At 62.0% G+C, this 25,148-nt stretch carries 20 protein-coding genes and 1 pseudogene; 4 read left to right on the top strand and 17 right to left on the bottom strand.

The window, feature by feature from the left end:
- The first annotated feature begins 229 nt into the window (after positions 1 to 229).
- Both C7S18_RS01385 and C7S18_RS01380 read left to right on the top strand, forming a co-directional pair.
- Positions 230 to 1,420 (top strand): BtaA family protein, encoded by a 1,191-nt coding sequence (locus tag C7S18_RS01385; protein WP_106889859.1) that lies wholly within the window; start codon positions 230 to 232, stop codon positions 1,418 to 1,420.
- Entirely contained in the window at positions 1,410 to 2,138 is a 729-nt protein-coding gene (locus tag C7S18_RS01380) for a class I SAM-dependent methyltransferase (protein ID WP_106889858.1), read from the top strand. Before C7S18_RS01385 ends, C7S18_RS01380 begins: the two co-directional genes overlap by 11 nt.
- Before the next feature lie 41 nt (positions 2,139 to 2,179).
- Here C7S18_RS01380 and C7S18_RS01375 read toward each other — a convergent pair whose 3' ends face one another.
- Both C7S18_RS01375 and C7S18_RS01370 read right to left on the bottom strand, forming a co-directional pair.
- Positions 2,180 to 3,031, bottom strand: coding sequence for a UDP-2,3-diacylglucosamine diphosphatase (locus C7S18_RS01375; protein WP_106889857.1), 852 nt, complete (start codon positions 3,029 to 3,031; stop codon positions 2,180 to 2,182).
- A gap of 179 nt (positions 3,032 to 3,210) precedes the next feature.
- Complete coding sequence (locus C7S18_RS01370) at positions 3,211 to 3,963, bottom strand: hypothetical protein (protein ID WP_106889856.1); 753 nt, start codon at positions 3,961 to 3,963, stop codon at positions 3,211 to 3,213.
- Positions 3,964 to 4,167: 204 nt separating this feature from the next.
- Between C7S18_RS01370 and C7S18_RS01365 the strand changes: the two genes are divergently transcribed.
- Positions 4,168 to 4,836: an energy transducer TonB gene (locus C7S18_RS01365; RefSeq protein WP_106889855.1), complete on the top strand. Its 669-nt coding sequence runs from the start codon at positions 4,168 to 4,170 to the stop codon at positions 4,834 to 4,836.
- A gap of 62 nt (positions 4,837 to 4,898) precedes the next feature.
- Here the strand turns inward: C7S18_RS01365 and C7S18_RS01360 are convergent, their stop codons facing one another.
- The 3 genes from C7S18_RS01360 to C7S18_RS01350 form a co-directional block, all read right to left on the bottom strand.
- Positions 4,899 to 5,894 carry a Nudix family hydrolase gene (locus C7S18_RS01360; protein ID WP_106889854.1) on the bottom strand — a complete coding sequence of 332 codons (996 nt, stop codon included), beginning with the start codon at positions 5,892 to 5,894 and terminating at the stop codon, positions 4,899 to 4,901.
- Entirely contained in the window at positions 5,873 to 8,578 is a 2,706-nt protein-coding gene (gene secA, locus C7S18_RS01355) for a preprotein translocase subunit SecA (protein ID WP_106889853.1), read from the bottom strand. Before secA ends, C7S18_RS01360 begins: the two co-directional genes overlap by 22 nt.
- A 131-nt stretch (positions 8,579 to 8,709) precedes the next feature.
- Complete coding sequence (locus tag C7S18_RS01350; RefSeq protein ID WP_106893872.1) at positions 8,710 to 9,639, bottom strand: peptidoglycan DD-metalloendopeptidase family protein; 930 nt, start codon at positions 9,637 to 9,639, stop codon at positions 8,710 to 8,712.
- A 30-nt stretch (positions 9,640 to 9,669) separates the two neighbouring features.
- Between C7S18_RS01350 and C7S18_RS01345 the strand changes: the two genes are divergently transcribed.
- On the top strand, positions 9,670 to 10,116 hold the full coding sequence (locus C7S18_RS01345) for a DciA family protein (protein WP_170113045.1): 447 nt from the start codon (positions 9,670 to 9,672) through the stop codon (positions 10,114 to 10,116).
- 119 nt (positions 10,117 to 10,235) lie between these two features.
- Here the strand turns inward: C7S18_RS01345 and lpxC are convergent, their stop codons facing one another.
- The 12 genes and pseudogenes from lpxC to C7S18_RS01285 all read right to left on the bottom strand — a co-directional run bounded on the left by lpxC (position 10,236) and on the right by C7S18_RS01285 (position 25,144).
- Positions 10,236 to 11,147, bottom strand: coding sequence for a UDP-3-O-acyl-N-acetylglucosamine deacetylase (gene lpxC / locus C7S18_RS01340; protein WP_106889852.1), 912 nt, complete (start codon positions 11,145 to 11,147; stop codon positions 10,236 to 10,238).
- Positions 11,148 to 11,432: 285 nt separating this feature from the next.
- On the bottom strand, positions 11,433 to 12,659 hold the full coding sequence (gene ftsZ, locus C7S18_RS01335) for a cell division protein FtsZ (RefSeq protein ID WP_106889851.1): 1,227 nt from the start codon (positions 12,657 to 12,659) through the stop codon (positions 11,433 to 11,435).
- Positions 12,660 to 12,833: 174 nt separating this feature from the next.
- Positions 12,834 to 14,087: a cell division protein FtsA gene (gene ftsA, locus C7S18_RS01330; protein WP_106889850.1), complete on the bottom strand. Its 1,254-nt coding sequence runs from the start codon at positions 14,085 to 14,087 to the stop codon at positions 12,834 to 12,836.
- The gene (locus tag C7S18_RS01325; RefSeq protein ID WP_106889849.1) at positions 14,084 to 14,872 is read right to left on the bottom strand and encodes a cell division protein FtsQ/DivIB; all 789 of its coding nucleotides are present in this window, start codon (positions 14,870 to 14,872) and stop codon (positions 14,084 to 14,086) included. Before C7S18_RS01325 ends, ftsA begins: the two co-directional genes overlap by 4 nt.
- Positions 14,872 to 15,807: a D-alanine--D-alanine ligase gene (locus C7S18_RS01320; protein ID WP_106889848.1), complete on the bottom strand. Its 936-nt coding sequence runs from the start codon at positions 15,805 to 15,807 to the stop codon at positions 14,872 to 14,874. Before C7S18_RS01320 ends, C7S18_RS01325 begins: the two co-directional genes overlap by 1 nt.
- Positions 15,804 to 17,243, bottom strand: coding sequence for a UDP-N-acetylmuramate--L-alanine ligase (gene murC, locus C7S18_RS01315; RefSeq protein ID WP_106889847.1), 1,440 nt, complete (start codon positions 17,241 to 17,243; stop codon positions 15,804 to 15,806). The genes C7S18_RS01320 and murC overlap by 4 nt, the downstream gene beginning before the upstream one ends.
- 2 nt (positions 17,244 to 17,245) lie before the next feature.
- Positions 17,246 to 18,304, bottom strand: a pseudogene (gene murG / locus C7S18_RS01310) (undecaprenyldiphospho-muramoylpentapeptide beta-N-acetylglucosaminyltransferase); the annotation flags it as partial.
- Positions 18,301 to 19,485, bottom strand: a complete 1,185-nt coding sequence (gene ftsW, locus C7S18_RS01305) for a putative lipid II flippase FtsW (RefSeq protein ID WP_106889845.1) — start codon at positions 19,483 to 19,485, stop codon at positions 18,301 to 18,303. The gene ftsW and the pseudogene murG, both read right to left, overlap by 4 nt.
- Positions 19,485 to 20,567 (bottom strand): phospho-N-acetylmuramoyl-pentapeptide-transferase, encoded by a 1,083-nt coding sequence (gene mraY / locus C7S18_RS01300; protein WP_106889844.1) that lies wholly within the window; start codon positions 20,565 to 20,567, stop codon positions 19,485 to 19,487. The genes ftsW and mraY overlap by 1 nt, the downstream gene beginning before the upstream one ends.
- Complete coding sequence (locus C7S18_RS01295; RefSeq protein WP_106889843.1) at positions 20,557 to 21,918, bottom strand: UDP-N-acetylmuramoyl-tripeptide--D-alanyl-D-alanine ligase; 1,362 nt, start codon at positions 21,916 to 21,918, stop codon at positions 20,557 to 20,559. Before C7S18_RS01295 ends, mraY begins: the two co-directional genes overlap by 11 nt.
- The gene (locus tag C7S18_RS01290; RefSeq protein ID WP_106889842.1) at positions 21,915 to 23,384 is read right to left on the bottom strand and encodes a UDP-N-acetylmuramoyl-L-alanyl-D-glutamate--2,6-diaminopimelate ligase; all 1,470 of its coding nucleotides are present in this window, start codon (positions 23,382 to 23,384) and stop codon (positions 21,915 to 21,917) included. The genes C7S18_RS01295 and C7S18_RS01290 overlap by 4 nt, the downstream gene beginning before the upstream one ends.
- The gene (locus C7S18_RS01285) at positions 23,381 to 25,144 is read right to left on the bottom strand and encodes a peptidoglycan D,D-transpeptidase FtsI family protein (RefSeq protein ID WP_106889841.1); all 1,764 of its coding nucleotides are present in this window, start codon (positions 25,142 to 25,144) and stop codon (positions 23,381 to 23,383) included. Before C7S18_RS01285 ends, C7S18_RS01290 begins: the two co-directional genes overlap by 4 nt.
- Positions 25,145 to 25,148: the final 4 nt, after the last annotated feature.

Below are 25,148 nucleotides of genomic sequence, written 5' to 3'. Positions count from 1 at the left end.
CGTTGGTACAAGCTCCGCCTGGCATCAGCGACCGGGGGCTCGGTTGGGTATCCCAAGGATGGCTTGTCCGCGAGTCGGCCGCGAATTGGCGGTGATCGACAGTGCGGTACCGGTTGTGTGCCGGCACACGACGCCGACCCGACCACGCCCGACGTTGCTCCTGCCTCTTGATTTTCCACGGCCTGGGTCCCCGCAGCGCGGCCTGCCCGGCCTTCAACCGTGCGCAACCATGACCCGACCATCTTTGCTCGATCGGCTCCACAATCGTGTCTTCCAATCATTGATCGGCAACAGTCTGGTGTACAACACCTGCTGGGAAGACCCGGCCGTTGACCGCGACATTCTCCAGATCAATGCCGAGTCGGACGTCCTGGTGATCACCAGCGCCGGCTGCAACGCCTTGGATTATCTGCTGGCTGGCGCACGCTCGGTGACGGCGGTTGACATCAACCCGCGTCAGAATGCGCTACTTGAACTCAAGGTCGCGGCGATTCGCTGCCTTCACGAAGACCAGGTTTTCGCGATGTTTGGTCGCGGCTATTTCCCTGACATCGACAAAGTATTCCATGAGCAGTTGGCCGAACACTTGTCGCCATTCGCCCGGGAGTTTTGGTCCACCCGGCTCAGTTGGTTCCAGAGCCGGCGCGGCAGCTTCTACTTCCATGGTTTGTCCGGATACGTCGCTTACAGCGTGCATCGTTACATGCGCCTGCGCCCATCGTTGCGCGCTGCAGTCGACCGATTGTTCGCGGCGGATTCGATCGCCATGCAGCGCGAGATCTACCAACAGGAAATCGCCGACCGCCTGTGGACACCGATGCTGAATCGGCTCTTGTCGAGCCAATGGCTGATGAATTTGCTCGGGGTGCCGAGCGCGCAACGGCAGTTGGTGGAACGCGAGGAACGCGGCAGTGCGGCAGGCTTCGTCCGCTCAGCCGTTGAATACGTGGTCTGCGAGCTGCCGCTTCGCAACAACTACTTCTGGCAACTGTATTGGCGCGGGCAGTACCAACCGGATTGCTGTCCAGAATATTTGCGCCCGGAAAATATTCGGAGGCTACGCGATGGCCTGCTGAGTGGTTTGCGCATTCGTACCGCGACCGTGACCCGTGCGCTGCAATCCAGCCCACAACAGTTCTCGCATTTTGTGCTGCTGGACCACATGGACTGGATGAGCAGCCACGCACCCGAAGCATTGAAGGAAGAGTGGCATGCCATTTTTTCCCGGGCGAGTCGGCATGCCCGCATTGTGCTTCGAAGTGCCGAAGCCGATCCGCAGTTTCTGCATCAACGTCTGCATTCGGACCAAACCGAAACACTCGCCGAACGGCTCCGGATTCGGCACGAGCAAGTCGCCCATTGGCAGGCTCAAGACCGCGTTCATACCTACGCGGGTTTGGTGGTAGCCGATGCAGCTTGAGCGGTTCTCAAGCGACCTCGCGGTCATCGGTCGATTACTTCGCGGCATGTCGCGCTCGGGCAGCCATCAGGAGCGCCTGGAGCAGTTCTACCGTCCGCAGGCAGAACACTATGATCGCTTTCGCGAGCGCCTGCTCGGTGGTCGGCAAGAACTCATTGACGCCATCACGCTGCCAAACCAGGCGCGCGTGCTGGAACTTGGCGCCGGGACGGGCGCGAATCTTACGCGGTTCTCGGCAGATCGAATTGCCGCAAGCCATTTTGTGCTCGTCGATCTCTGTCCGGCGTTGCTGGCAGTCGCCCGGCGTCGCTGGCAAGGGCATCCCAATGTGACGGTTGTCGAAGCGGACGCTGCGCAGTTTGACTCCGAAGCGCGCTTTGATCTGGTGGTCATGTCGTACGCATTGTCGATGATGCCGTCCTATCAGGCCGTCATTGCGAACGCCCATCGACTGCTTCGCAACGGCGGCATTCTCGCAGCCGTGGATTTCTACACCTGGACTGAACCACGATCATCGATCCAAGCCCAGGCAAGCACCGAGCGCTGGTTCTGGTCGACGTGGTTTCGGCATGATGGCGTAACGGTGGATGCCTCGCGCCTGCAAGCCCTGATCCAGCAATTCCCGTCGCACCGCTTGGTGACGGCGCGCCAGCCTTTGCCGTGGCTCGGCCCTTTTCGGGTCCCTTACTTCCGGTTCTTGGGCATCAAAACGCGATGAGTGGACGCGCCCATTCCAGGCTCTGATTGGAGCGCGACGCGCTACGCCGCTTTCGAGGATCCATTCGGCGCAAATTGACGCGCCACTTCCAACGAGTTGAGCGGCAGTCGACTGGGTAGCAACGCGTAGACGCCCACGGTGTTAGCCGTTGCCAATGCCGTGCCGCGCTCGGTCCAATGCAGCAGCGACCATTGCCCGTCGGCGTCTTCGCTGAGCGCGGTGCAATGCTCGACCCAGTCGCCATCGTTCATGTAGCGCACACCGGCGACGTCGCGAATCGCACCAAAATGAATGTGCCCGCAAATATGACCATCGAAGCCTTGTTCGCGTGCGGCATCAACGACGCGCTGCTCATACTCTTGGATGTAGTCAATCGCGGCTTGAATGCGCGACTTCGCGACGATCGGCAATGGCAGGTAAGGCAGTCCCAGTTGCCGGCGGACGCGATTCAGACCCCGATTCATCCAACAGACCAACCGTCTGGCGTGTTCTCCAATCCAAACCAGCCAGTCCTTGCCGAGGCGTTCCGGGTCATATTCATCGCCATGGCTCACACGATAACGACGACCATCCAGACCATGGTGAACGGCAAAGCGACGAACATCGATCGCACTAATGGTCTGCCCGATCAGGCCTCTGAGTGGCGCATCGTGGTTGCCGGGCAGGTAAATCACTTTCGTGCCGCGCGCTGCGAGGTCCAAGATCGCACCAACAACTGCTGCGTGGCTGGCAGGCCAATAGGCCCGCACCGCGAGCGATTCCAGATCGACGATGTCGCCAACCAGATAGAGCGTGTCAGTGTTCAATTGATGGAGGAATGACAGAAGTTGTTCGGCCCGACAGTCTGGCGTCCCGAGGTGCACGTCCGAAATGAACACGGCGCGATACGACATTCTCCCTCCCGCTGGGGCATACAGTGCCTGGGTCGGGCGGAAAGTTTGCCACTCGGGTTGCGCGATCCTGTTGCAATCGAGTTGCGGGAATCTGACAGTGCGTGCCTATTGGGGCGGGTCGCTAAGACGTCATCTTGTAATTTCAGACGCGAACAGGGCCGCTTGATCCCGACCGCGCGTTATCGGCGCACGTTCGGGTTGTCGTCATAGCAACGGCGATCGCGAAGCGGGTCTTCGGGATCGTCGCAATGCGGTTCATCGAAGCTATTCAAGTGCGCGCTCGTCCACTCCTGCAACGGGTCGCGTCCATCGCGGACTTTTTCGTAGTCGTCAGGGTTGGAAGCCATGGTCGCCACAAGGATTCGAGCCAGCACGTTGCCCACCTGCTCAGGCGTGATCTGCTTCCAGCGCTTGACCGGTGCGTGCAAGTTCACGCCGATTGCCGCGCCTGGAAGTGTGGGCAGCGTCTGATTCGAGCGCTCCTGAAGCGGACCTGCCATCTCCCTCGCTATTGCTTCGGTCTGCGACGACAAATCGGAGAGGCTGAGTTCTGTCGTGGCAGTCGTTGGCGGGGTGCTCTCGGAATTCGGCCGCGCCGGGGCCGACACATCGGGGTCCTGGGGTGTTCGAAACACCACAGTCATCGACGGCATCCGCGCGGTGGGCCGAGCCATGCTCTGGGCATGGCTGCTTGGCTTGACCTGAGGATCCAACAACACCAGCGCCATTCCCGATGGCGTTTCCTGCAGCAACATGTTCCGGACGCGTGGACGCTCAGGCAAGTCACTCGGTGCGCGCAACACGGTCAGCAGCAGCACGCCATGTAGCGCGAGCGCACTCGCGATCCCGACGACACGCGTCCAGGAAAACGTGGCGCCCGCGTCCTTGCGGGCTTGCAGGGGAATTGCAGTGAAGTCCGTTTCATCGCGCATGCCGCATTCTTGGTGATGACCAGTAAGGCGACGTTAAGTGCCCTGGCATTTTCAGAATTCGTTCAGCCGGCTGATCCGCAATGCCATTGCATGCGGACGGCAGGACGCGCTTTCGACTGAGAATCTGTCGGGGCCAAACCCCAATTCCGAGACTAGTGCGTTGATCGATTTACGGCCCAGTGGTGGGCAGTTCTGGGGAAGGACATGATTGTGTTTCCAGTGAGAGATGGCATCAGCCCGAGCCGAATCTTGGGCATGAGTGGCGCGCTGATCGTGCATGTGGGCGTGTTTTTGTTCATGGCGGTACCTGTGCGACCGGATCGCCACAAGGCGTCCGAGCCCGCGACGGTTGAGGTCTATTGGAACGATGGCAAGGAGTTCCCGCCACCGCCGCTACCACCGCCGGTCAAGCCACAACCCATCAAGCCCGTGGTGACGCAAAAGCCGCTGGTGCCGACGCCCGTGACACCGCCGGTTGTGGTGCCTTCGACCACGTCGAGTGAGCCTGCCACTACCGATTTCGTCAGTAACGACCCTCAGGCCACCGAACCGGCGATCGTGGCACCGGAAATGCCTGCGAGCAGCTATGTCGGCGCGTCGGTGGCAGCAGGGTACGGCGGTCGCCCCACGGCGAAATATGACCACCGTTTGGCGCGCGAAGGGGTGCAGGGCGACGTGCTGCTGCACGTGTCATTGGACGCCAATGGCCACGTGATCGATGTGATCATCGCGCGCTCCAGTGGTCATCGGAGCCTGGATCAGAGCGCCGCGAAGCAAGTGCGACGCTGGACGTTCAATCCCGCCGAAGAAAACGGCAAACGTGTACCAGCGATGGTGCTTGTGCCGATGCAGTTCCGCTTGAATCGCGTGTAACGAATAATCGACCTGGGCAGAGCCCTGTGTCTGCCCTGGTCGCCGACGTGAACCTTGCGGTCCTAAGTTGGGAAATACGCCGAGATGGAAGCAACCCCGAGCGCACCGTGCGTCTTGGCACTCTGCAGATCGGCCGGCCCAACGCCCCCAATCGCATAAACGGGCGCGCAATAGGCGGCCGCAAGCTCAGCAAACCGCGCCCAACCCATGCCCTGCCGATCGGGATGCGAGGGTGTGCCATGAACCTGGCCGAGCAGCAGATAATCCGGCTGCACGCGCCGAATCCAATCGCTATCGGTATCAGCGTGAACCGATATGCCGAGTAGGCCGGGCCAGCCAATATCAGCTCTCGATTCGAACTGGCGCGCGCACCGTTCCGAGAGATGCAGGGCGTCGACATAGAGCGACACCGCGAGTTCCGGCAAGTCGTGCAAGGCCACGGTCAGGCCTGCAGCATGAACTTGCGCGATCAGGCGCGCGAGCCCATCGGGATGCTGCGCCCAACTATGGGCACCCCCACGGAAATGCACGCGCTCGGCACCGCGTCGCAGCGCCAGATCGATGCGCGCCGGCCACTCCGAATCGGACAGCGACTCTGGGCCGGGCGTGACGGCCAATTGGGCGGGTGCGCACAACCACTGCGCAATGCGGCGGTCTGCTGGCGCGAGGTGGAAGCGCTGAAGTTCGTTCGGCTGGCACCATGCGATGTCACTGTGCTCGAGTGCCTGTGGCGACCCACTCCAAGCGAGCACACGCTGCACAATCAGATGCAACTCGTGCTGCGGCCTGGGCTCGACGACCAAGCCAATGCGTGCCGAAGTCGTGACCGCGATACCGAGTTCTTCGCGCAATTCGCGGGCGAGGCCGTCACCAACCGACTCGCCCGATTCCAATTTGCCGCCGGGGAATTCCCAGCAGCCGCCGTGATGCTTGTGCGCCGGCCGCTTGGCGATCAGCACGCGACCGGTTGAATCTGCAAGTACACCGGCCACCACAAGCAGTGGCGCCGGCTGACTCATCATCAATGCGCGTTCGCTCAGACCAGCCGACCGTGGCACTGTTTGAACTTCTTGCCCGACCCGCAAGGGCACGGATCGTTGCGGCCAACACGCGGGAGATTGGCGGCTTCGGCGGCTAGCACCTGCTCCGCTTCCTCATCGGCGCTGTAACCGCCCATGTCGGGATGCTGGAAGTCCATCGGCATGCGCGCGCGCTGCGCCGCCTGCTCACGCTCCAGACGTTCCACATCGCTTTCTTCGCTCAACCGCACGCGCGCCAGAATCGAGGTGGTCTCAACCTTCACCCGCTCCAGCATCTGGCCGAACAGTTCGAACGCTTCACGCTTGTATTCCTGCTTCGGCTGCTTCTGCGCATAGCCGCGCAGATGGATGCCCTGGCGCAGATAATCCATGTTGGCCAGATGATCGCGCCACTGCGTGTCGAGCACGCGCAACAAGAAGTGCTTCTCGATTTGGCGCATCGTTTCTGAGCCCATCGTCACTTCCTTTTCGCGGAAGTAGCGATCGACGTCGTCGTGAATCCTGCCAAGCAAGTCACCATCCGACAGCTCTTCGGCGTTATCGAGATGCGTCTTGGTCGACACATTGATGCCGATTTCGTTGGCAATCGCCTTTTCGAGGCCGTCCAGATCCCACTGTTCGACCAGACTTTCCTCCGGAACGAAGCGGCGGCAGATGGTTTCGACGACGTCCTGGCGAATCGTCTTGACGGTGTCTTGAATATCTTCCGGTTCCAGCAATTCGTTGCGCTGTTGGTAGATCACCTTGCGCTGGTCGTTCGCCACGTCGTCGTATTCGAGCAAGTGCTTGCGCATGTCGAAGTTGTGCGCTTCGACTTTGCGCTGCGCTTTTTCGATCTGGCGCGACACCAGACGATCTTCGAGCACGTCGTCTTCCTTCATGCCAAAGATCTGCATCCACTTCGACACCCAATCCGGCGCAAAGATGCGCATCAGATTGTCTTCGAGCGACAGGTAGAAACGGCTGCCACCCGGGTCACCTTGGCGACCCGAACGGCCACGCAGCTGATTGTCGATGCGGCGGGACTCATGACGTTCGGTACCGATGATCTGCAGACCACCGGCGGCGAGCACTTCATCCTGGCGCTGCTTCCATTCTGCCTTGACGCGCGCGCGGTCGGCATCCGTGGCTTCCGGCGGGAGCGCCGCCAGATCGGCTTCCGGATTGCCGCCGAGCACAATGTCGGTACCGCGACCGGCCATGTTGGTCGCAATCGTTACGGCGCCTGGGCGACCGGCCTGCGCGACGATATGGGCTTCGCGTTCGTGCTGCTTGGCATTCAACACTTCGTGCGGAATCTTGCCCTCGGTGAGCATGCGCGAGAGCATTTCCGAGTTCTCGATCGATGTGGTGCCAACCAGAACCGGCTGCTTTCGCGCGTAGCAATCGCGAACGGCCTCTTCGATCGCCTTCCACTTCGCCTTGGTTTTCAGGAACACCAGATCGGGCAGGTCTTTTCGGATCATCGGACGGTGCGTCGGAATCACCACGACTTCCAGGTTATAGATGTTCTGGAATTCGTAGGCTTCGGTGTCGGCCGTACCGGTCATGCCCGACAGCTTCTTGTATAGACGGAAGTAGTTCTGGAATGTGATCGATGCGAGCGTGTGGTTCTCGCGCTGCACCGGTACGCCTTCCTTCGCTTCGACCGCCTGATGCAAACCGTCTGACCAGCGGCGTCCGGCGAGCGTGCGTCCGGTGAATTCGTCGACGATGATGACCTCGCCATCACGAACGATGTAGTCGACATCGCGCTGGTACAGGTTGTGCGCGCGCAGACCTGCGTTCAAGTGGTGAACCACGGCAAGATGTTTCGGGTCGTAGAGACCTTCTTCGCCACCAAGAATCCCATCTGCACGCAGCAACTGCTCGGCGCGTTCCATGCCCTGTTCGGACAGGTGCACCTGCTTTTGCTTCTCGTCGACGAAGAAGTCGCCCTCGCCCTCTTCGGTGGCTTGGCGATTCAGCTTGGGAATGATTTTGTTGATGCGAACATAGAGCTGCGGCGACTCGTCGGCCGGGCCCGAGATGATCAACGGCGTACGCGCTTCGTCAATCAGGATCGAGTCTATTTCGTCGACGATCGCGTAAAACGGCTTGCGCTGGAACCGGTCGTCTTTGGACAGCGCCATATTGTCGCGCAGGTAGTCAAAGCCGTACTCATTGTTGGTGCCATACGTAATGTCGGCGCGATACGCATCGCGCTTGTCATCCGGACGCATGTTCGGCACGACCACGCCCACCGTCAGCCCGAGGAAGTTGTACAGGCGGCCCATCCAGGCTGCGTCTCGCTTCGCTAGGTAGTCATTGACGGTGACCACATGCACGCCTTCACCAGCCAGCGCATTCAGGTAAACCGGCAACGTGGCGACCAAGGTCTTGCCTTCGCCCGTTCGCATTTCGGCGATCTTGCCCATGTGCAACACCATGCCGCCGATCATCTGCTTGTCGTAGTGGCGCATGCCCAGCACGCGCCGCCCGGCTTCGCGCACGGTAGCAAAGGCTTCCGGCAGCAGTTGATCCAGGGTTTCACCGTTTTGGTAGCGGGTCTTGTATTCCTCAGTCTTGGCTTTCAAGGCCTCGTCACTGAGCCCTTGCAGCCCAGCTTCGAGCGCATTGATCTTGCTGACGGACTTCTCAAGCTGAGAAAGGATGCGGTCGTTGCGACTGCCGAAGATGGAGGTCAGGAGTTTCTGGAACATGGGTCTGCCGTAATAAGAAATTCTTGGGCCGCAAGATGCGTTGAGGCCGCAAAGCCCTTTTTGGGGGGCCGCGGCCTCAGGCGCTGGAGCGACATGGGGTCGCTCGCGAGTTTATCAAGGATCAGTGAATCTCAGTGCTGTTGCGCCTTGAGATAGTCACGAGGATTGACCAGTTTGCCCTCTTTCCACACCTCGAAGTGGAGATGGGTACCGGTCGAGCGACCGGTCGAGCCCATCGCGGCGATCTGCGTTCCGGTGCGAACCGGGTCGCCGACCTGCACGTCGAGCCGCGAGCAGTGGCCGTAGCGCGTCACGAGACCATTGCCGTGGTCGATCTCGACCGTCTTGCCGTAACCCGTCTTGTTGCCGGCAAAACTGACGACGCCGCCGGCCACGGCCAGGATGGTGTCGCCCATATTGCCGTCAAAGTCGATACCCGGGTGGAAATCGCGGCCACCGGTGAACGGATCGGTGCGATAGCCATAGTTCGAAGAGATGTAACCGGAGCGCACGGGCAGCGCGTTTGGCATCAGGCTCGCGTCCAGTGACGAGTCGATCAACAGCCCTTCGAGCAGGCTGAGCTGCTTGGACTGGGTCGACATCTGACGTTCGAGGCGCTGAATCTCGGCACCGAATTCGGCCGGGGGCATCGACACCAGGGCAGGCGCGAGCGGACCACCGACGTCTGGCTCGGAGCCAAAGTCGAATTCGCCGTCGTTCAGCTTGCCAATTTCGGCGAGGCGCTCGCCGAGTGCATTGAGGCGCGTCGATTCGGCCTGCAAGCGACCAAGGCGCATGGCCAAGGCATTCATATCGCGGTTGACCAGTTTGCTCAGGCGCTCGACTTCAGCCTGCTGCTCACCCAGCTCGGCGCGCGTTTGCGCCAGCCGCTCCTGAGCCCGCTTGGGCCCAAGTACGCCGGCGCCAAACCAGGCACCTAAACCCGCGACCACCAGCACCGCAGCCAGAAGGCTTGCGATGGCGATTCGGCGATGCTTGGGCTCACCGAGCTGAATCACTCGTGTCCCGACCGCCGGATTGGCGACAATGATGATATTCATGCTGTCGTCAGTCTCGTTAAAGCCATGCCGATGCGTTCGAAAACCACCGACTCTCGCTTCCGCCGTGCCGATCAGGCCACGACCGAAGCCCCTCCGCTGGTCGATCTGTTGGGTCGGGCCGAATGGCTCGCCAACCTGGATCACCGCGTTCGCTTGCAGCTGCCCGCCGATCTTGCCAAAGGACTGGTGATTGCCAATGTCCGTCAGGACACTTTGGTGGTCACCACTAGCCATCCAGCGCTCGCTCGGCGAGCCCGTCTGGAACAGAAACGCATCCTGGAGGCTGCGAATCGATTCCTGACGCCGCCTTTGAAGACGTTGATCGTGAAGGTGACACCACCGACTGCCGATCTGGCGATCAGCAGTACGAGCACTCCACCCTCAGATACCGCAGTCGAACATCTTCGACTGGCGGCCCTGGCGCTGGGCGATGCCGAAATGGCAGCGGCCTTTGCCAGCCTGTCCCAAAAGCGTTGACGTTCTCTCGAACATCGTGCAGCGATCCTGCTGCCTACTACTGATTCGTCTTCCTTGCTTCGTGGCCGACACTGCGGCCCTGCCCGTCTGTGCGGGCTCTGCAAAACCTAATCGGTGGATCAGATGGCCTGGGCCGGGTGCGCGTACGAAATCGGCGCGTCCTCGGGATCCATGAAGGTGATCTCCTCCCAGGCCTTGCTGTCGGCAATCAGGGCGCGCAGCAGCATGTTGTTCAGCTGATGCCCGGACTTGAAGCCGTAGAACGCGCCAATCAGGCTGTGCCCAAGCAGGTACAGATCGCCGATCGCGTCCAAAATCTTGTGTTTGACGAACTCGTCTTCGTAACGAAGGCCGTCTTCGTTCAGTACGCGGTAGTCGTCCAGCACAATCGCGTTGTCCATCGAGCCGCCGAGCACCAAATTACGCTCGCGCAGCATTTCGATGTCGCGCATGAAGCCAAAGGTCCGGGCGCGACTGACTTCCTTGACGAAGCTGGTCGTCGAGAAGTCAATTTCGGCAGACGAGGTCTTACGCGTAAAGATGGGATGATCAAAGTCGATCGTGAAGCCAACCTTGAAGCCATCGAACGGATCGAAGCGGGCCCATTTGTCGCCATCGCGCACAATGACCGACTTCTTGATGCGGATGAACCGCTTGGCCACGTTCTGTTCTTCGATGCCTGCTGACTGCAGCAAGAACACGAACGGACCAGCGCTGCCGTCCATGATCGGCACTTCCGAGGCGCTCACATCGACATAAGCGTTGTCGATTCCGAGCCCGGCCATTGCCGACAGGAGATGCTCAACGGTCGAGACGCGAACCTCGCCGTTTGTCAGGGTGGTCGACATGCTCGTGTCGCCAACCGTCTCGGCATTTGCATGAATTTCAACAGGTTCTGCCAAGTCGACGCGGCGAAAAATGATGCCGCTGTCCGGGGCTGCCGGACGCAAAGTCAGATACACCTTTTGCCCGGTATGGATGCCAACGCCGGTGGCGCGGATCACATTTTTGAGCGTGCGTTGTTTGATCATTTTTGGACATTCCTCAGGAATGAGGACCACAATAGCCGGCCCGCACTGTAGCGAGGATGTCATAGCTGGGAAACCCGGCCGCCACGAAAAAGCCACAGGGCTGTTGGTTTTTTACAACAAAAAGTCGCGCCAGCCAGGGCAAAGCCGGCGCGACAAGTGTCGATCCAGCGTCGCCTGAGGGCGTCAACGCTGGGTTTGCGGGTCTAAACCAACCCGCAGGGTGTCGGTTCGGCCCGGTTTTCTCGTCACCATCGATTGGGTAACGCCAAAACCGGGAAAAACCGATCAGTCGGCCTGACGTCTGAGGAACGCTGGGATATCCAGGTAATCCTCGTTCGTGCGGCTGGCCGGGGCCGCTGCTGGCGATTCGGCAACCGAACCGGCCGGAGCCGCTGCCGACGACGCCCCTCGGGGGGTGAAGTTGGCCCGAATCTGCGGCTGTGCGGCGGGCGTTGGCAGCGGCGATTCGATTTCACCAGTCGTGCCGTTCCGGACCAGCTTGACAGGCCGCTGCACCGGCTGCGGCTCCCGGATGACCGGACGGGCCACCTGGGCCTGCCGATTCAGGCCAGTCGCCACGACCGTGACGCGAATATCGTCCTGCAGCTCCGGATCAAGCACGGTGCCGAGCACCACGGTTGCGTCCTCGCTGGCGAACTCGGCAATCGTGCGGCCGACTTCGTCGAACTCGCGCATGCTGAGGTTCATGCCAGCCGTGACGTTGACCAGGATGCCGCAAGCGCCGGACAGATTGATGTCGTCGAGCAGCGGATTGTTGATGGCCGCTTCGGCGGCAGCCACCGCGCGGTCATCGCCGCGGGCCGTACCCGTGCCCATCATCGCCATGCCCATTTCGCTCATCACGGTGCGCACGTCGGCAAAGTCGACGTTGATCAGGCCCGGACGGGTGATCAGGTCGGCGATGCCCTGCACGGCGCCGAGCAGCACATCATTGGCCGCGCGGAACGCATTCAAGAGCGAGATCTCACGGCCGAGCACCGACAGCAGTTTCTCGTTCGGGATCGTGATCAGGCTGTCGACATGCTGGCTGAGCGCATCGATGCCCTGTAGCGCCATCTGCAACCGGCGACGACCTTCAAACGGGAACGGCTTGGTCACCACGGCGACGGTCAGAATGCCCATCTCCTTGGCGAGTTGGGCCACGACCGGGGCGGCGCCCGTGCCGGTGCCGCCACCCATACCGGCAGTGATGAAGACCATGTCGGCGCCGGTCAGGATCTCGCGGATGCGTTCGCGATCTTCCATGGCCGCCTGCTTGCCGACTTCCGGGTTCGCGCCAGCGCCAAGGCCCTTGGTGACATTGCCACCCAATTGCAGGGTAATCTTGGCCGGGCAGTTGCGCAGGGCCTGGGCGTCGGTGTTGGCACAAATGAAATCAACGCCCTCGACGCCGGCATTGACCATGTGAATCACCGCATTGCCGCCACCGCCACCGATACCGATGACCTTGATGACCGCATTGGGTGCGGGTGCTTCGATAAATTCAAACATTGCCCCTTTCTCCTTCGAAATTGAAACGTTGCTGCTTGGTGTTATGGGTGGCTCGTCGGCCACTTCGGTTGTCGGCACTTGGCCTTCTTCTGGCTTGCCGTCCCTGGTACTGGCCGGGCTCGATCTGACCATCGAACCCAACCTTGCAGAGCGGCAGGAAACGCTCGCTATCCATCAAAACTCTCCTGCAAAAAACTTGCGCACGCGCGCCCATAGGGTGCCCACGGCCTCACTGGCCGGGTGCGTCGGCGCCCGTGCACCGAGTCGCTTGGCGCCAGCAACCAGCAAACCAACGCCGGTCGCATGAATCGGGTTGCTGACCACATCAGCAAGCCCACGTACGCCGTGCGGCACACCAATGCGCACAGGCATGTGAAACATCTCTTCGGCGAGTTCGACCACGCCCTCCATCCGGGCGCCGCCGCCAGTCAATACGACCCCGGCGGCGATCATCTCTTCGTGACCGGAGCGGCGGAGCTCGGCCTGCACCATCTCGAAAATTTCCTCGTAGCGCTTCTGCACGACATCGGCGAGCATCTGCCGCGCCAGGCGTCGCGACGGTCGGTCGCCCACGCTGGTCACTTCGATGGTTTCCTCCGGTCGGGCGAGTTGGGCGAGCGCGCACGCGTACTTGACCTTGATCTCCTCGGCATAGGGCGTTGGAGTCCGGAATGCAAACGCGATGTCATTGGTCACTTGATCGCCCGCAATGCCGAGCGACGCCGTATGGCGCATCGAACCCTGGGTAAAGACCGCAATGTCGGTCGTGCCCGCACCGATATCGATCAGGCAGACACCTAAGTCGCGTTCATCCTGCGTCAACACCGCCTCGGCGGAGGCCAGTTGAGACGGAATCAAGTCGTCCACGTGCAGCGCGCAGCGCGTCACGCACTTCGAAATGTTCTGGGCAGCCGACTGCGCACCCGTAATGACATGCACGCGCGCTTCGAGGCGGGTACCAATCATCCCAACGGGGTGGCGAATGTCCTCTTGCTCGTCGAGCACGTATTCCTGCGGGAGCACCGTCAGAATCCGCTGATCGGCCGGAATCGCGACCGCGCGCGCCGCATCGAGCACGCGCTCGATGTCCTGCTCATCGACTTCCCGATCGCGGGTGTCGCGGATCGCCACGACGCCCTGTGAATTGAGGCTGCGGATGTGGCTGCCGGAGATCGACGCGAACACCGAGCGGATCTCGCAACCGGCCATCACCTCGGCCTCCTCGATCGCGCGTTGAATTGACTGCACGGTGCTTTCGATATCCACGACCACGCCGCGCTTCAGCCCCTTCGAGCTGTGCGAACCCAGACCGATGATCTCGACCGCCTGACCAGGCAGGCATTCGCCCACGATCGCCGACACTTTGGCGGTGCCAATGTCGAGCCCAACGAGCAGCGTCTTGTCGGATTTCTTCAAGGGCTGGTTCATGCGGGTTCCTTCGGAGCGTCTGGGGGCACTACCGGTGCGGCCGGTTCGGCGGGTGTAACCGTTGGTTCGGTCTCGGGTTTTGGTGGCGGCCGCCAGACCACGACGTAACCGTTGGCGTAACGCAGATCGACCTTCGCCAGACGGTCCCGTTCGGACACGCTCAGCACATCAAGCGCGGGCAGGAAGCGGTCCAGCACGTCCAGGCGCGGCTGGCGCGCAAACAGCAGCAAGCAACCATTGTTCAATTCAAGTTCGTACGCACCACGACCACTCATGCGCGCCACCACCACGGACAACCCGTAGCGCTGAAACCGTTGCTCGGCCTCGCGCCAGAAGTTGTAGACCCGCACACGTTCGGACGCCGGGCCATCCAGTTTGGGCAGGTTCTCCGGCCAATAATCTTTCGGTACCGCAAACAAATCACCGCGGCTCGACAAGAGCTCAGCCTGACCAAAGCTGGCAATCGGCTGGCGTTCGTCGACACGCAACACGAGGCGGTCCGGGAACTGCCGGCGCACTTCCACGCGCTCCACCCAGGGGTTTTGCATGACTGCGGCGCGAACGTCGGCAAGGTTGACGCCAAAGAACCCCGTTTGCGTGACGGCCGCCACGCGCGCGCGAATTTCGGCGACCGACACCGATCGTCCTTCGCTCTCGACCCGAAGACTACGGATCGGCCAATGGCTGGCATTGAACCAGTTGCCCTGCCAGGCGAGCACCGGCAATACCAGTGCGGCGCCGAGCAGCATCCAACCGATCCAGACCAGGGCTTGGCGAATCTGCATCAGCCGCGCTCCTTGAACGAGGTTTCCAGAATGCGCCAGCACAGTTCCGGATAGTCGATGCCAGCCTGGGCCGCAGCCTTTGGGACCAGACTCTTTTCGGTCATGCCGGGCGTGGTATTCACTTCGATGAGATAGTTGCGACCATCGCGATCGCGCATCACATCAACGCGCCCCCAGCCGGACGCGCCCACAGCGTCGAATGCCAACAGCGCCTCGGCCTGCATATCGTGCGCGGCATCGCCTTCGATCCCCGGACAGATGTACTGGGTATCGTTGCGCAGGTACTTCGCCTCGTAGTCGTAGAAACCCGTGGCCGGCACGATGCGGATCACGGGCAGTGCCTGACCGGCAAGAATGGACACGGTGTATTCGTCGCCGACGATGTAGCGCTCGATCAGCACTTCGCGATCATGGGTGCGGGCATGCGCGATGGCCGATGCGAGCTCCTCGCGGGTGAACGCGCGCTGGATCCCGACGGTCGAGCCTTCGCGCGACGGTTTGACGATGAGCGGCAGGCTCAGTTTCTGCAAGACGTGATCGACATCCGCGACGTCGTGCTCGCGCAGAATCAGATAGTCGGCCGTCGGCAGCCCGAGCGTTTGCCAGATCTGCTTGGTACGGCACTTGTCCATCGTCAATGCGGACCCAAGCACGCCCGAGCCGGTGTACGGCACGCCGAGCGCATCCAGCGCGCCCTGCAACACGCCGTCCTCGCCACCACGGCCGTGCAGAATATTGAACACGCGCGCGAAGTGCCCAGCGCGGAGTGCGTCGAGCAGTGCGGGAATGCCGTCGATGCCATGCGCGTCAACGCCGCGCGACTTCAGCGCCGCAAGGACGCCGGCACCGCTTTTCAGCGAGACCTCGCGCTCGGCGGAGTCGCCGCCAAGGACAACGGCGACGCGCCCGAATTTGCTGGGATCCTTTGTGTTCATGCTTCGACTCCAATCAAGCGCCCGGCGGCGCCAATGCGCGCGGCAAGCGCGCCGATATTTCCGGCTCCGGCCAGCAACGCGAGGTCGCCATCACGGAACAACGGGTCCAAGGTTTCCGGTAGTTCGTCCACGCTTCGCACCAGCACCGGATCGACCCGACCCCGAGCCCGCACGGCGCGGGCCAGGGACTTGCCGTCAGCGCCGGCGATTGGCGACTCACCCGCGGCATACACTTCGGTCAGTACGAGCACATCAACCGTCGACAGCACGTCGGCGAAGTCATCGAGCAAGTCGCGCGTGCGGGTAAAGCGATGCGGCTGGAAGCACATCACCAGGCGCCGATCGGGCCAACCCCCGCGAGCGGCCTTGATGATCGCTGCGAGTTCGCGCGGGTGATGCCCGTAGTCGTCCACCCAAAGCACCTTGCCTTGACTGAACATCACGTCACCGTGGCGATGGAAGCGCCGGCCGACGCCGCCAAAGCGCGCCAGCGCTCGGGCGATATGCTGTGGGGCGACGCCCAGCTGCCAGCCGATAGCAGCGGCGGCCAGGGCATTCTGGACGTTGTGGCGACCGGGCAGATTCAAACGCACCGGAAAGGGCTCGTCGGCCTTGGGCAGCCAGAGATCGAATTCCATTTCGGCCGCCTGTTGGCGAATATTGGCGGCGCGCACATCGGCATCACCAGACTCACCGTACGTCATGACGTTGCGCGGCGTTGCGAGCGCGAGGGCTCGGACTTCCGGGTCGTCGATGCACAGCACGGCCAACCCATAGAACGGCAGCCGATGCAGGAAGTCTGAAAACGCCTTGCGCAGGCGATCGAAGTCGCCGCCGTAGTTTTCCAGATGGTCGGCGTCGATGTTGGTGATCACCGCCAGCATGGGATTCAATAGCAGAAAGCTGCCGTCCGATTCGTCGGCTTCGGCGACCAGATACTTGCCCTGACCGAGCCGCGCATTCGTGCCCGCGCTGTTCAGCAGGCCGCCGATGACGAAGGTCGGATCAAGCCCACCTTCGGCGAGTACGCTCGCGACCAGGCTCGTCGTGGTGGTCTTCCCATGCGTCCCGGCGATGGCGATGCCATTCCGGAAGCGCATCAGTTCACCGAGCATTTCGGCGCGTGGCACGACCGGCACGCGACGCATGCGCGCGGCCATCAGCTCGGGGTTATCGGCCTTGATGGCAGTGGACGTCACGACGACGTCGGCGTCGCCCAGATGGTCTTCGTGATGCCCGCGGCACACGCGCACACCGAGCTCGGACAATCGGCGCGTGGTCGCCGTGTCGCCAAAATCCGAGCCGGAAACGTCATAGCCCAGGGTATGCAGTACTTCGGCAATGCCACACATGCCGGTGCCACCGACACCGATAAAGTGGACACGGCGATAGGTACGCATGATGTCGGCCTGTTCAGCAAATCGGCGCAGGGTCATGCGGCCTCCTTCAAAATCATGTCAGCAACAACCTGATCGGCGTCGGGTTTGGCGAGGCTGCGGGCCGCGCGGGCCATCGCCAGGCGGCGCGCCGGGTCCGCCAGCAACGGCTGCAGCACGCCAAATAGCGTCGACGGATTCAAGTCTTTTTCGGGCAACAGCACGGCAGCGCCCGCATCGAGCAGGGCACGGGCGTTGGCAGTCTGGTGATCGTCCACCGCATGCGGATACGGAATCAGCACGGCACCCACGCCCGCAGCACAAAGTTCGGCGAGCGTCAGCGCGCCGGCGCGACACACCACGAGATCCGCCCAGGCATATGCCTCGGCCATATCCGCAATGAACGGCTCGACGCTTGCCCGCACGCCGGCGTTGCCATAGGCCGCACGGGCCGCATCCAACATGCGTGCGCCGCACTGGTGGCGCACGTCCAGGTTGGGAATCTGCAAGCTCCGGATCGTTTCCGGCAGGACTTGATTCAACGCGCGTGCGCCCTGGCTGCCGCCAAGCACCAGGAGCCGCAGTCCGGGGGGCCGCGGGCGTTGCTCAGGCGCCGGCAGCGCCGCAATGTCGGCGCGGACCGGGTTGCCAGTCCACACGCCATGGAGACCACGCACGGCGCTGAACCCGGTGAACACGTTGCGCGCCAAACGCGCGAGCACTTTGTTCGTCAAGCCAGCGATTGAATTTTGCTCATGCACGAAAACCGGGATACCGAGCCAGCGTGCAGCAAGGCCGCCAGGCCCGGCCGCAAAGCCCCCGAACGAAATCACCGCTGCCGCCTTCGCGGCTTTCAATATGCGCCGGGCGGCAAGCACCGCTTGCATCAAGCGCCAGGGCGCGGCTAGCAGCGCCTTCAGACCTTTGCCGCGGATGCCGCCAATCGCAAGCGTGTCGATAGCGATCCCCGCTTCGGGCACGAGCCGCGTTTCGAGGCCACCGGCCGAACCGATCCAGCGCACCGGTACGCCGCGCACGCTCAGCGCTCGCGCCACTGCGATGCCGGGGAAAATGTGGCCACCCGTGCCACCGGCCATGATCACCACAGGTCGCGCACTCATGCGATCACCTCCGGGCGGATCTCGGCCAGGCGTTCGGCACGCGTGATCTCGAAACCAGCGCGAAGCGCCAGGCCCAATGCAGCAATCGTCATCAACATGCTGGAGCCGCCCGAGCTGATCAAGGGCAACGTGAGACCCTTTGTCGGCAGTACGCCCAGATTCACGCCAATCGACACCATGGCTTGTACCGACAGCCAAATGGCGATGCCGAACAGACAGTACGCCGCGAAGTCGGCGCCCACCCGGAGCCCGCGCATGCCGAGCACGAACATCCGTGCCGACATCCAGGCGAACAGCGCCAACACCAGCGCGACGCCGGCAAGACCGAGTTCTTCGGCAATGACCGCAAAAATGAAGTCGGTATGCGCCTCGGGCAGATAGAACAGCTTCTGAATACTGGCGCCCAGTCCCACACCAAACCACTCGCCGCGCCCCACCGCAATCAGCGCCTGGGTCAGCTGAAAGCCGTCATCGAACGGGTCCTTCCAGGGATTCAAAAAGCTGGTCAGACGACGCATTCGATATTCGGCCGAGGTCGCTGCCCAGACCATGACCGGCAGCAGCGTCGCGCCCATCGCGGCCAGATACTGCGGTTTCGCGCCACCGAGCCAGATCATGCCAAGCGTAATGGCCAGAATCAGCGACGCGCTGCCAAAGTCCGGCTGAGCGAGCAGCGCGATCATCATTAAGCCCGCGATACCGAGTGGTTTCAGAATGCCGCCAAACGTGCTCCGCAACTGTGGACGCAGTCTGACCATGTAACTCGCCAGGTAGGCGATCAGCATCAGCTTGACCATTTCCACAACCTGGAAGTTGGACACGCCGAGATTGATCCAACGCCGCGCGCCATTGATTCGCACCCCAAGCCCGGGGACGAATGGCAGTGCGAGGAGAACGAATACGCCGAGCAACAACCAGAGATGGTGCTGTTCGATTTTCTCCAACGGCACAATGACGAGAAATCCCGCGAGCCCAAGGCCCAGCGCCAGGAACACCAGGTGCCGGTACAAGTAATAGAACGGCGACAGACCATCGCCCTCGGCCACCGCAATGGAGCTCGACGCCACCATCACGACACCGAGCGCCAGCAGCGCGCACGCAGGCAGAATCAGGCCCAGGTCGAGTTTGCCCTGGATCTGATCGGCGCGCAGCGCTTGCAGGTGGTCGCGGAGATTCAGCATCAGCGCACCTTCAGAGTCGCGAGACCCAGTAGCACAAGGACCACGCTGATGATCCAGAACCGCACGATGACACGCGGCTCCGGCCAGCCTTTCAGCTCGAAATGATGGTGCAGCGGCGCCATCCGGAAGATGCGCTTGCCGGTGAGCTTGAAGCTCGCGACTTGCAGCATGACCGATAGCGTTTCGACCACGAAGATCCCGCCCATCAGGACGAGCACTGCCTCTTGTCGCACAATGACCGCGACGGCGCCCAGGGCTGCGCCGATGGCAAGCGCGCCAACATCGCCCATGAACACCATGGCCGGGTAGCTGTTGAACCACAGGAACCCGAGCCCGGCGCCTCCCAAGGCGGCGCAGAAGATCACGACTTCGGCGCTGCCTGGAATATTGGGCACGCCAAGGTACTTCGAAAACACGATGTGTCCGGCAACGTAGGCAAACACGCCCAGGGCCGAAGACACCAGCACCGTCGGCATGATGGCGAGCCCGTCCAGACCATCCGTGAGGTTTACGGCGTTGGAAAAGCCGACGATCCAAAAATAGGTGACGACAACAAAGAAGATCCCCATCGGCCACGCGAAATCTTTCAGAAACGGCAGGTACAACGTGGTGGCCTGCGGCACATCGGCCGATACAAAGAGCCAATAGGCGGCGATAGCGCCAAAGACACTCTGCGCCGCGTATTTCGCTTTGGCCGAAAGACCTTTGCTGTTCTTCAGAATCAACTTCTTGTAGTCATCAATAAAGCCAATCGCCCCGAACGAGATCAGCACGAACAGCAGAATCCATACATAGTGGTTCCGCAGATCGGCCCACAACAGGGTCGCTGCGGTCACCGCGGCTATGATCAGGGAGCCACCCATCGTCGGCGTGCCGGCTTTCGAGAAGTGCGTCTTCGGGCCGTCATCACGAATCGACTGCCCCACTTTGTAGCTGGCCAGCTTGCGGATCATCCAAGGCCCCACGGCGAGCGAAACGAGCAGCGCCGTCAGCGCGGCGAGAATCGCGCGCAGGGTCACGTACGAGAACAGGTTGAAGCCGCTGATGTAGGGTTTCAGCCAGAGAGACAATTCAAGCAGCATGGACGCTTGGCTCCTCGCCCATCAGGGCGCGTGTGATTCGATCCATGGCCGACGAATGCGAACCTTTGATCAAGAGATTGACGCCTGCGTGCAACGCAGGGGCGAGTGCTGCGAGCAACGCAGCCTGGGTGTCGAAATGCAGAGCGCCATCGCCGTAACCTTCGGTGGTCTGCCGTGACAGGTCGCCAACGGCATACAGCCGTTGCACGCCAGCGGCTTTGGCGTAACGTCCGACTTCGGCGTGCAATGCTGGGCCACTCGGCCCGAGTTCCTTGACGTCGCCGAGCGCCAGCCAATGCTCACCGGGCAGCAGGCACAGTGCGTCGATGCCGGCTTTGATCGAGGCCGGATTCGCGTTGTAGGAATCATCCAGCAAGATGGCGCCGCTCGCGTGCCGTTGGCGATTCAAGCGACCAGCCACGGGCTTGGCCTTGCTGAGTCCGGACTCGACATGCTTGAGGTTCGCACCAGCCGCCATCGCCAATGTAGCCGCCGCCGCCGCATTCAGCGCGTTGTGCCGGCCTTCAAATTGGAGCGTCAGCTCGATGCGCCCCATCGGCGTCTGCAAAGCAATCCGGTTGGTCGCGGCATCGAGCACCTGCACTTGCACGTCCGCAGGCTGTTGCAGCGCAAACGTCAGGGTGCGGCGCGCGCCGATCCGGGTCCGGAAATAGTCAGCAAAGGGCTCATCGAGATTGAGCACCGCGATACCCTCATCCTGCATGAACTCGTAGATCGCGCCCTTCGTCGTCGCAATCCCTTCCAGGCTGCCGAGCCGTTCCAGATGTGCCGGCGCGATGTTGTTCACCAAAGACACGTCCGGGCGCCCGATCGCAGCGAGATACTCGATATCGCCCGGTTGGCCTGCGCCCATTTCGAGCACCGCAAAGCGGTCGTCCTCAGACAGTTTGCAGATGGTCTGCGGCAAACCGATTTCGTTGTTCAGACTGCCTTCGGTCGCTGCGGTTTTGCCTGCCTCACTCAAGATGGCGGCAGTCATCGTCTTCACGGTGGTCTTGCCGTTGCTGCCGGTGATTGCCACGACGCGCGCCGGCAGACAGAGACGCCAGCGACGGGCGATGTCGCCCAGCGCATGCAAGGTGTTGCCGACTTCAATCTGCGGCAGATCGACGCTCGGTTCGATATGCGCGACCACCGCACCAACCGCGCCCGCGGCCTTCGCTTGCGCCAGGAAGCGATGCCCGTCGAAGCTCTCGCCGCGCAAGGCGACAAACAGATTGCCTGGCTTCAGCGTGCGCGTGTCGGTCGACAATCCGGTCAATTCGGCGTCGGGTCCGGACAATCGGCGGTCCAGGGCGCGTGCGAGATCAGACAACATGGCCTGAATCATGCGGCCTCCTTGAGTGCAAGTTCGGCCTCGGCGCGGTCATCGAAGGGCAATTTGCGGCCGGCGATTTCCTGATAGGGCTCGTGGCCTTTGCCGGCGATCAACACCACATCGCCCGGCTTGGCGAGTGCGATCGCACGGCGAATGGCCAGGCGGCGATCCCGCTCGACTTCGAGTGCCTTTGCCGCCTGACACCCCGCGACAATCATGGCGACGATCTGGTCGCCATTTTCGGTGCGCGGATTGTCATCGCTCACAATCACATGATCCGCCAGCATGGCGGCGAGCGCGCCCATTTGCGAGCGCTTGCCCGGATCGCGATCGCCACCGCAACCAAACACCACGAACAGTCTGCCCTCGCAGTGCGCGCGGAGTGTGGTCAGGGCCTTGTCGAGACCATCTGGCGTGTGGGCGTAGTCGACGACTACCAGGGGTTGTTCTGGCCGCACGTCAACGCGGTTCATCCGGCCAGCGACCGGCTCCAAATCAGCAAACGCATCGGCGATATCGGTGAGCGCGATGCCTTGCGCCCAAAGGAGGCCCGCCACCAACAGCAGGTTGTCGACATTGAAGCGCCCAAGCAGCCGCGTCTGTACCAACGCGTGTTCGCCACCGGCAACCAGTTCGAAGCGCAAGCCCTGTCCATCGACAATGATCTTTTGCGCTTCGAGATCGGCAGCGTCCTGACTGCTCACCGCGATTGTCCGCACACGCTCGGGCACTTGATCGAGCAATTGGCGGCCGAACGCGTCATCGATATTGATCACCGCTGCTCGCAGACTCGACCAATGGAACAGGCGCGCTTTGGCGGCGCCATAGGCTTCCATGCTGCCGTGATAGTCGAGATGGTCGCGCGTGAGATTCGAGAACGCTGCGAACGCAAATTCGAGCCCGGCCACGCGCCCTTGCTCCAACGCGTGTGACGAGACTTCCATGACCACCTGTTGCGCACCGGCTTTGGCCATGTGCGCAATGGCTGCGTGCGTGGCGATGACGTCTGGCGTGGTGCGCTCACCCGCTTCAAGCTGTCCGACCAACCCTGTGCCCAGCGTGCCAATTGTGCCGCTGCGCTGGCCAAATCGTTCCAGCGCCGCTGCCATCAGTTGCACCGTCGACGTCTTGCCGTTCGTGCCGGTCACACCCGTCAGCACGGGAGCCTGAACCGTTGCAGCGTGCCAACGCGCCAATGCACGGCCAAGCTCTTCGCGAAGTTCGGCCCGCACGAGCATCGTAACTGCCACGTCGTCTGCCGCGGGCAGCGGATGCGGACCCGGCTCCGCGATCACGAGCCGCGCGCCACGCTGCAAAGCCTGCGCCGCAAACTGCAGCCCGTGCGCTTGTTGGCCCTGCAGCGCCATGAAGACAAACCCAGGCTGGACGGCGCGGCTGTCGATCGCAAAACCCTGCACTTCAAAATCGACGCACAGGTCACGAAGCTCCGGCCACAGGTGATGAAGGCGTTCGCTCATGGCGCTACTCCTTCGGCAAAATCGGTATTCACTGCGAGGGCTTCTTCGCTGACGCCGGGCGGATGGCTATTGCGCGCCATCTGCTGCGCATCCAGGTTGTCTGGCGGCACATTCAGGAGTCTGAGCGCATCGTCCATGACCCGGCCGAATACCGGTGCGGCCACTTGGCCACCGTAATAAGCCTGACCGCGCGGATCGTTGATCACGACCACTGCGGCGAGACGCGGATGCGATACCGGGACGATGCCGGCAAAAACCGAGACATACGATTTCTCGTAGCCGCCACGCACGGCGCGCTTCGCGGTGCCGGTCTTGCCGGCCACACGGTAGTTCGGCACCACGGCCTTGATCCCCGAGCCACCAGGGCCGGTTACGGTTTCAAGCATCCCGAGCACCTGACTCGCGATCTCCGGATCCAAAATCGCGCGCTCAGCAACTTGTTCGTTACCGCGATGAATGAACGTGGCCGGGCGGAACCGCCCCTGGTTCGCGAGTGCGGCGTAGGACTGCGCCAATTGCAACGCGTTCACCGACAGGCCGTAGCCATATGACAAGGTGGCCTTCTCGACGAGCCCAAGCCCTTCTGCAGCCGGCAGATAGCCGGAAACTTCGCCTGGGAACTGGCTGCCCGTTGCCTGACCGAAGCCAAAGCGCGCAAACATGTCGACGAGGTGCGCGTTGTCGAGTTCCAGCGCGATCTTGGTCGCTGCCACGTTACTCGACTTGGTCAACAGCCGGGTTGGATCGATGATGCCAAAGTCGCGGACATCCCGAACCAAATGGTTGGCAACCATCAGGGTGCCAGGGTGCGTATCGATCAGTGTATCGACTTTGAACTTGCCGCTCTCCAACCCCGCTGACACGGTAAATGCCTTGACCACCGAGCCGGGCTCGAACAGGTCGGTCACGGCACGGTTCCGGCGCACGGCCTGATCGGGCTCGACGGCATTCGGATTGAATGACGGATAGTTCGCCATGGCCAACACTTCGCCAGTCGGCACATCCAGAATGACCATGGAGCCGCTGCTTGCCGAATGCTCGAAGATCGCTGCCTTCAGTTCGCGGTGCGCGAGATATTGAATTCGACGATCCAGAGACAGTTGCAGGGTGCTGCCTGGCTTGGCCGCGCGAAGCTCCTCGATGGATTCGACGACGCGCCCAAGGCGGTCGCGGATCACGCGCTTGCTGCCCGGCACGCCCAGCAGCCACGTGTCATACAGCCGCTCCAGGCCTTCCTGGCCGCGATCGTCGACATTCGTGGTGCCCACGACGTGCGCGAACACTTCACCGCTCGGATAGAAACGGCGGAACTCACGCATGCCATTGACGCCCGGAATGCCCTTTTCGAGCACCGCGTCGGCCACATCCGGCGGCATCCGTCGACGGAGATACATGAACTCGCGGTCAGCGCGCTCGGTGATCTGCTGGGTCAAGTCCTTGGTGTCGAGCTTCAGCAAGGCCGCCAATTCAGGGATTCGCTCAGGCGCCGCCGCGAGGCTCTTCGGATGCACCCAGAGCGACACCATCGGCGTCGAAATCGCCAATGGCTCGCCATTGCGATCGACAATGTCTCCACGCGTGGCGGCGATCGGCACCTCGCGCAGGAAACGGGCATCGCCCTGGTCCTGGTAGAAATCGCGGGTTGCCACCTGCATATAGGCTGCGCGCGCAAACAAGCCAACGCCGCAGAGCGCAAGGAACACGCCGAGTGCGGTCAGGCGGAGCTGGTCACGAATCGGTTCAGCCCGAAGATTACGCATGGCG

Origin of the sequence: Ahniella affigens (assembly GCF_003015185.1) — a bacterium.
In the GTDB taxonomy this organism is placed as follows: domain Bacteria; phylum Pseudomonadota; class Gammaproteobacteria; order Xanthomonadales; family Ahniellaceae; genus Ahniella; species Ahniella affigens.
Note: the sequence above shows the minus strand (reverse complement) of the source record. Positions and strands in the feature narration are given on the sequence as shown.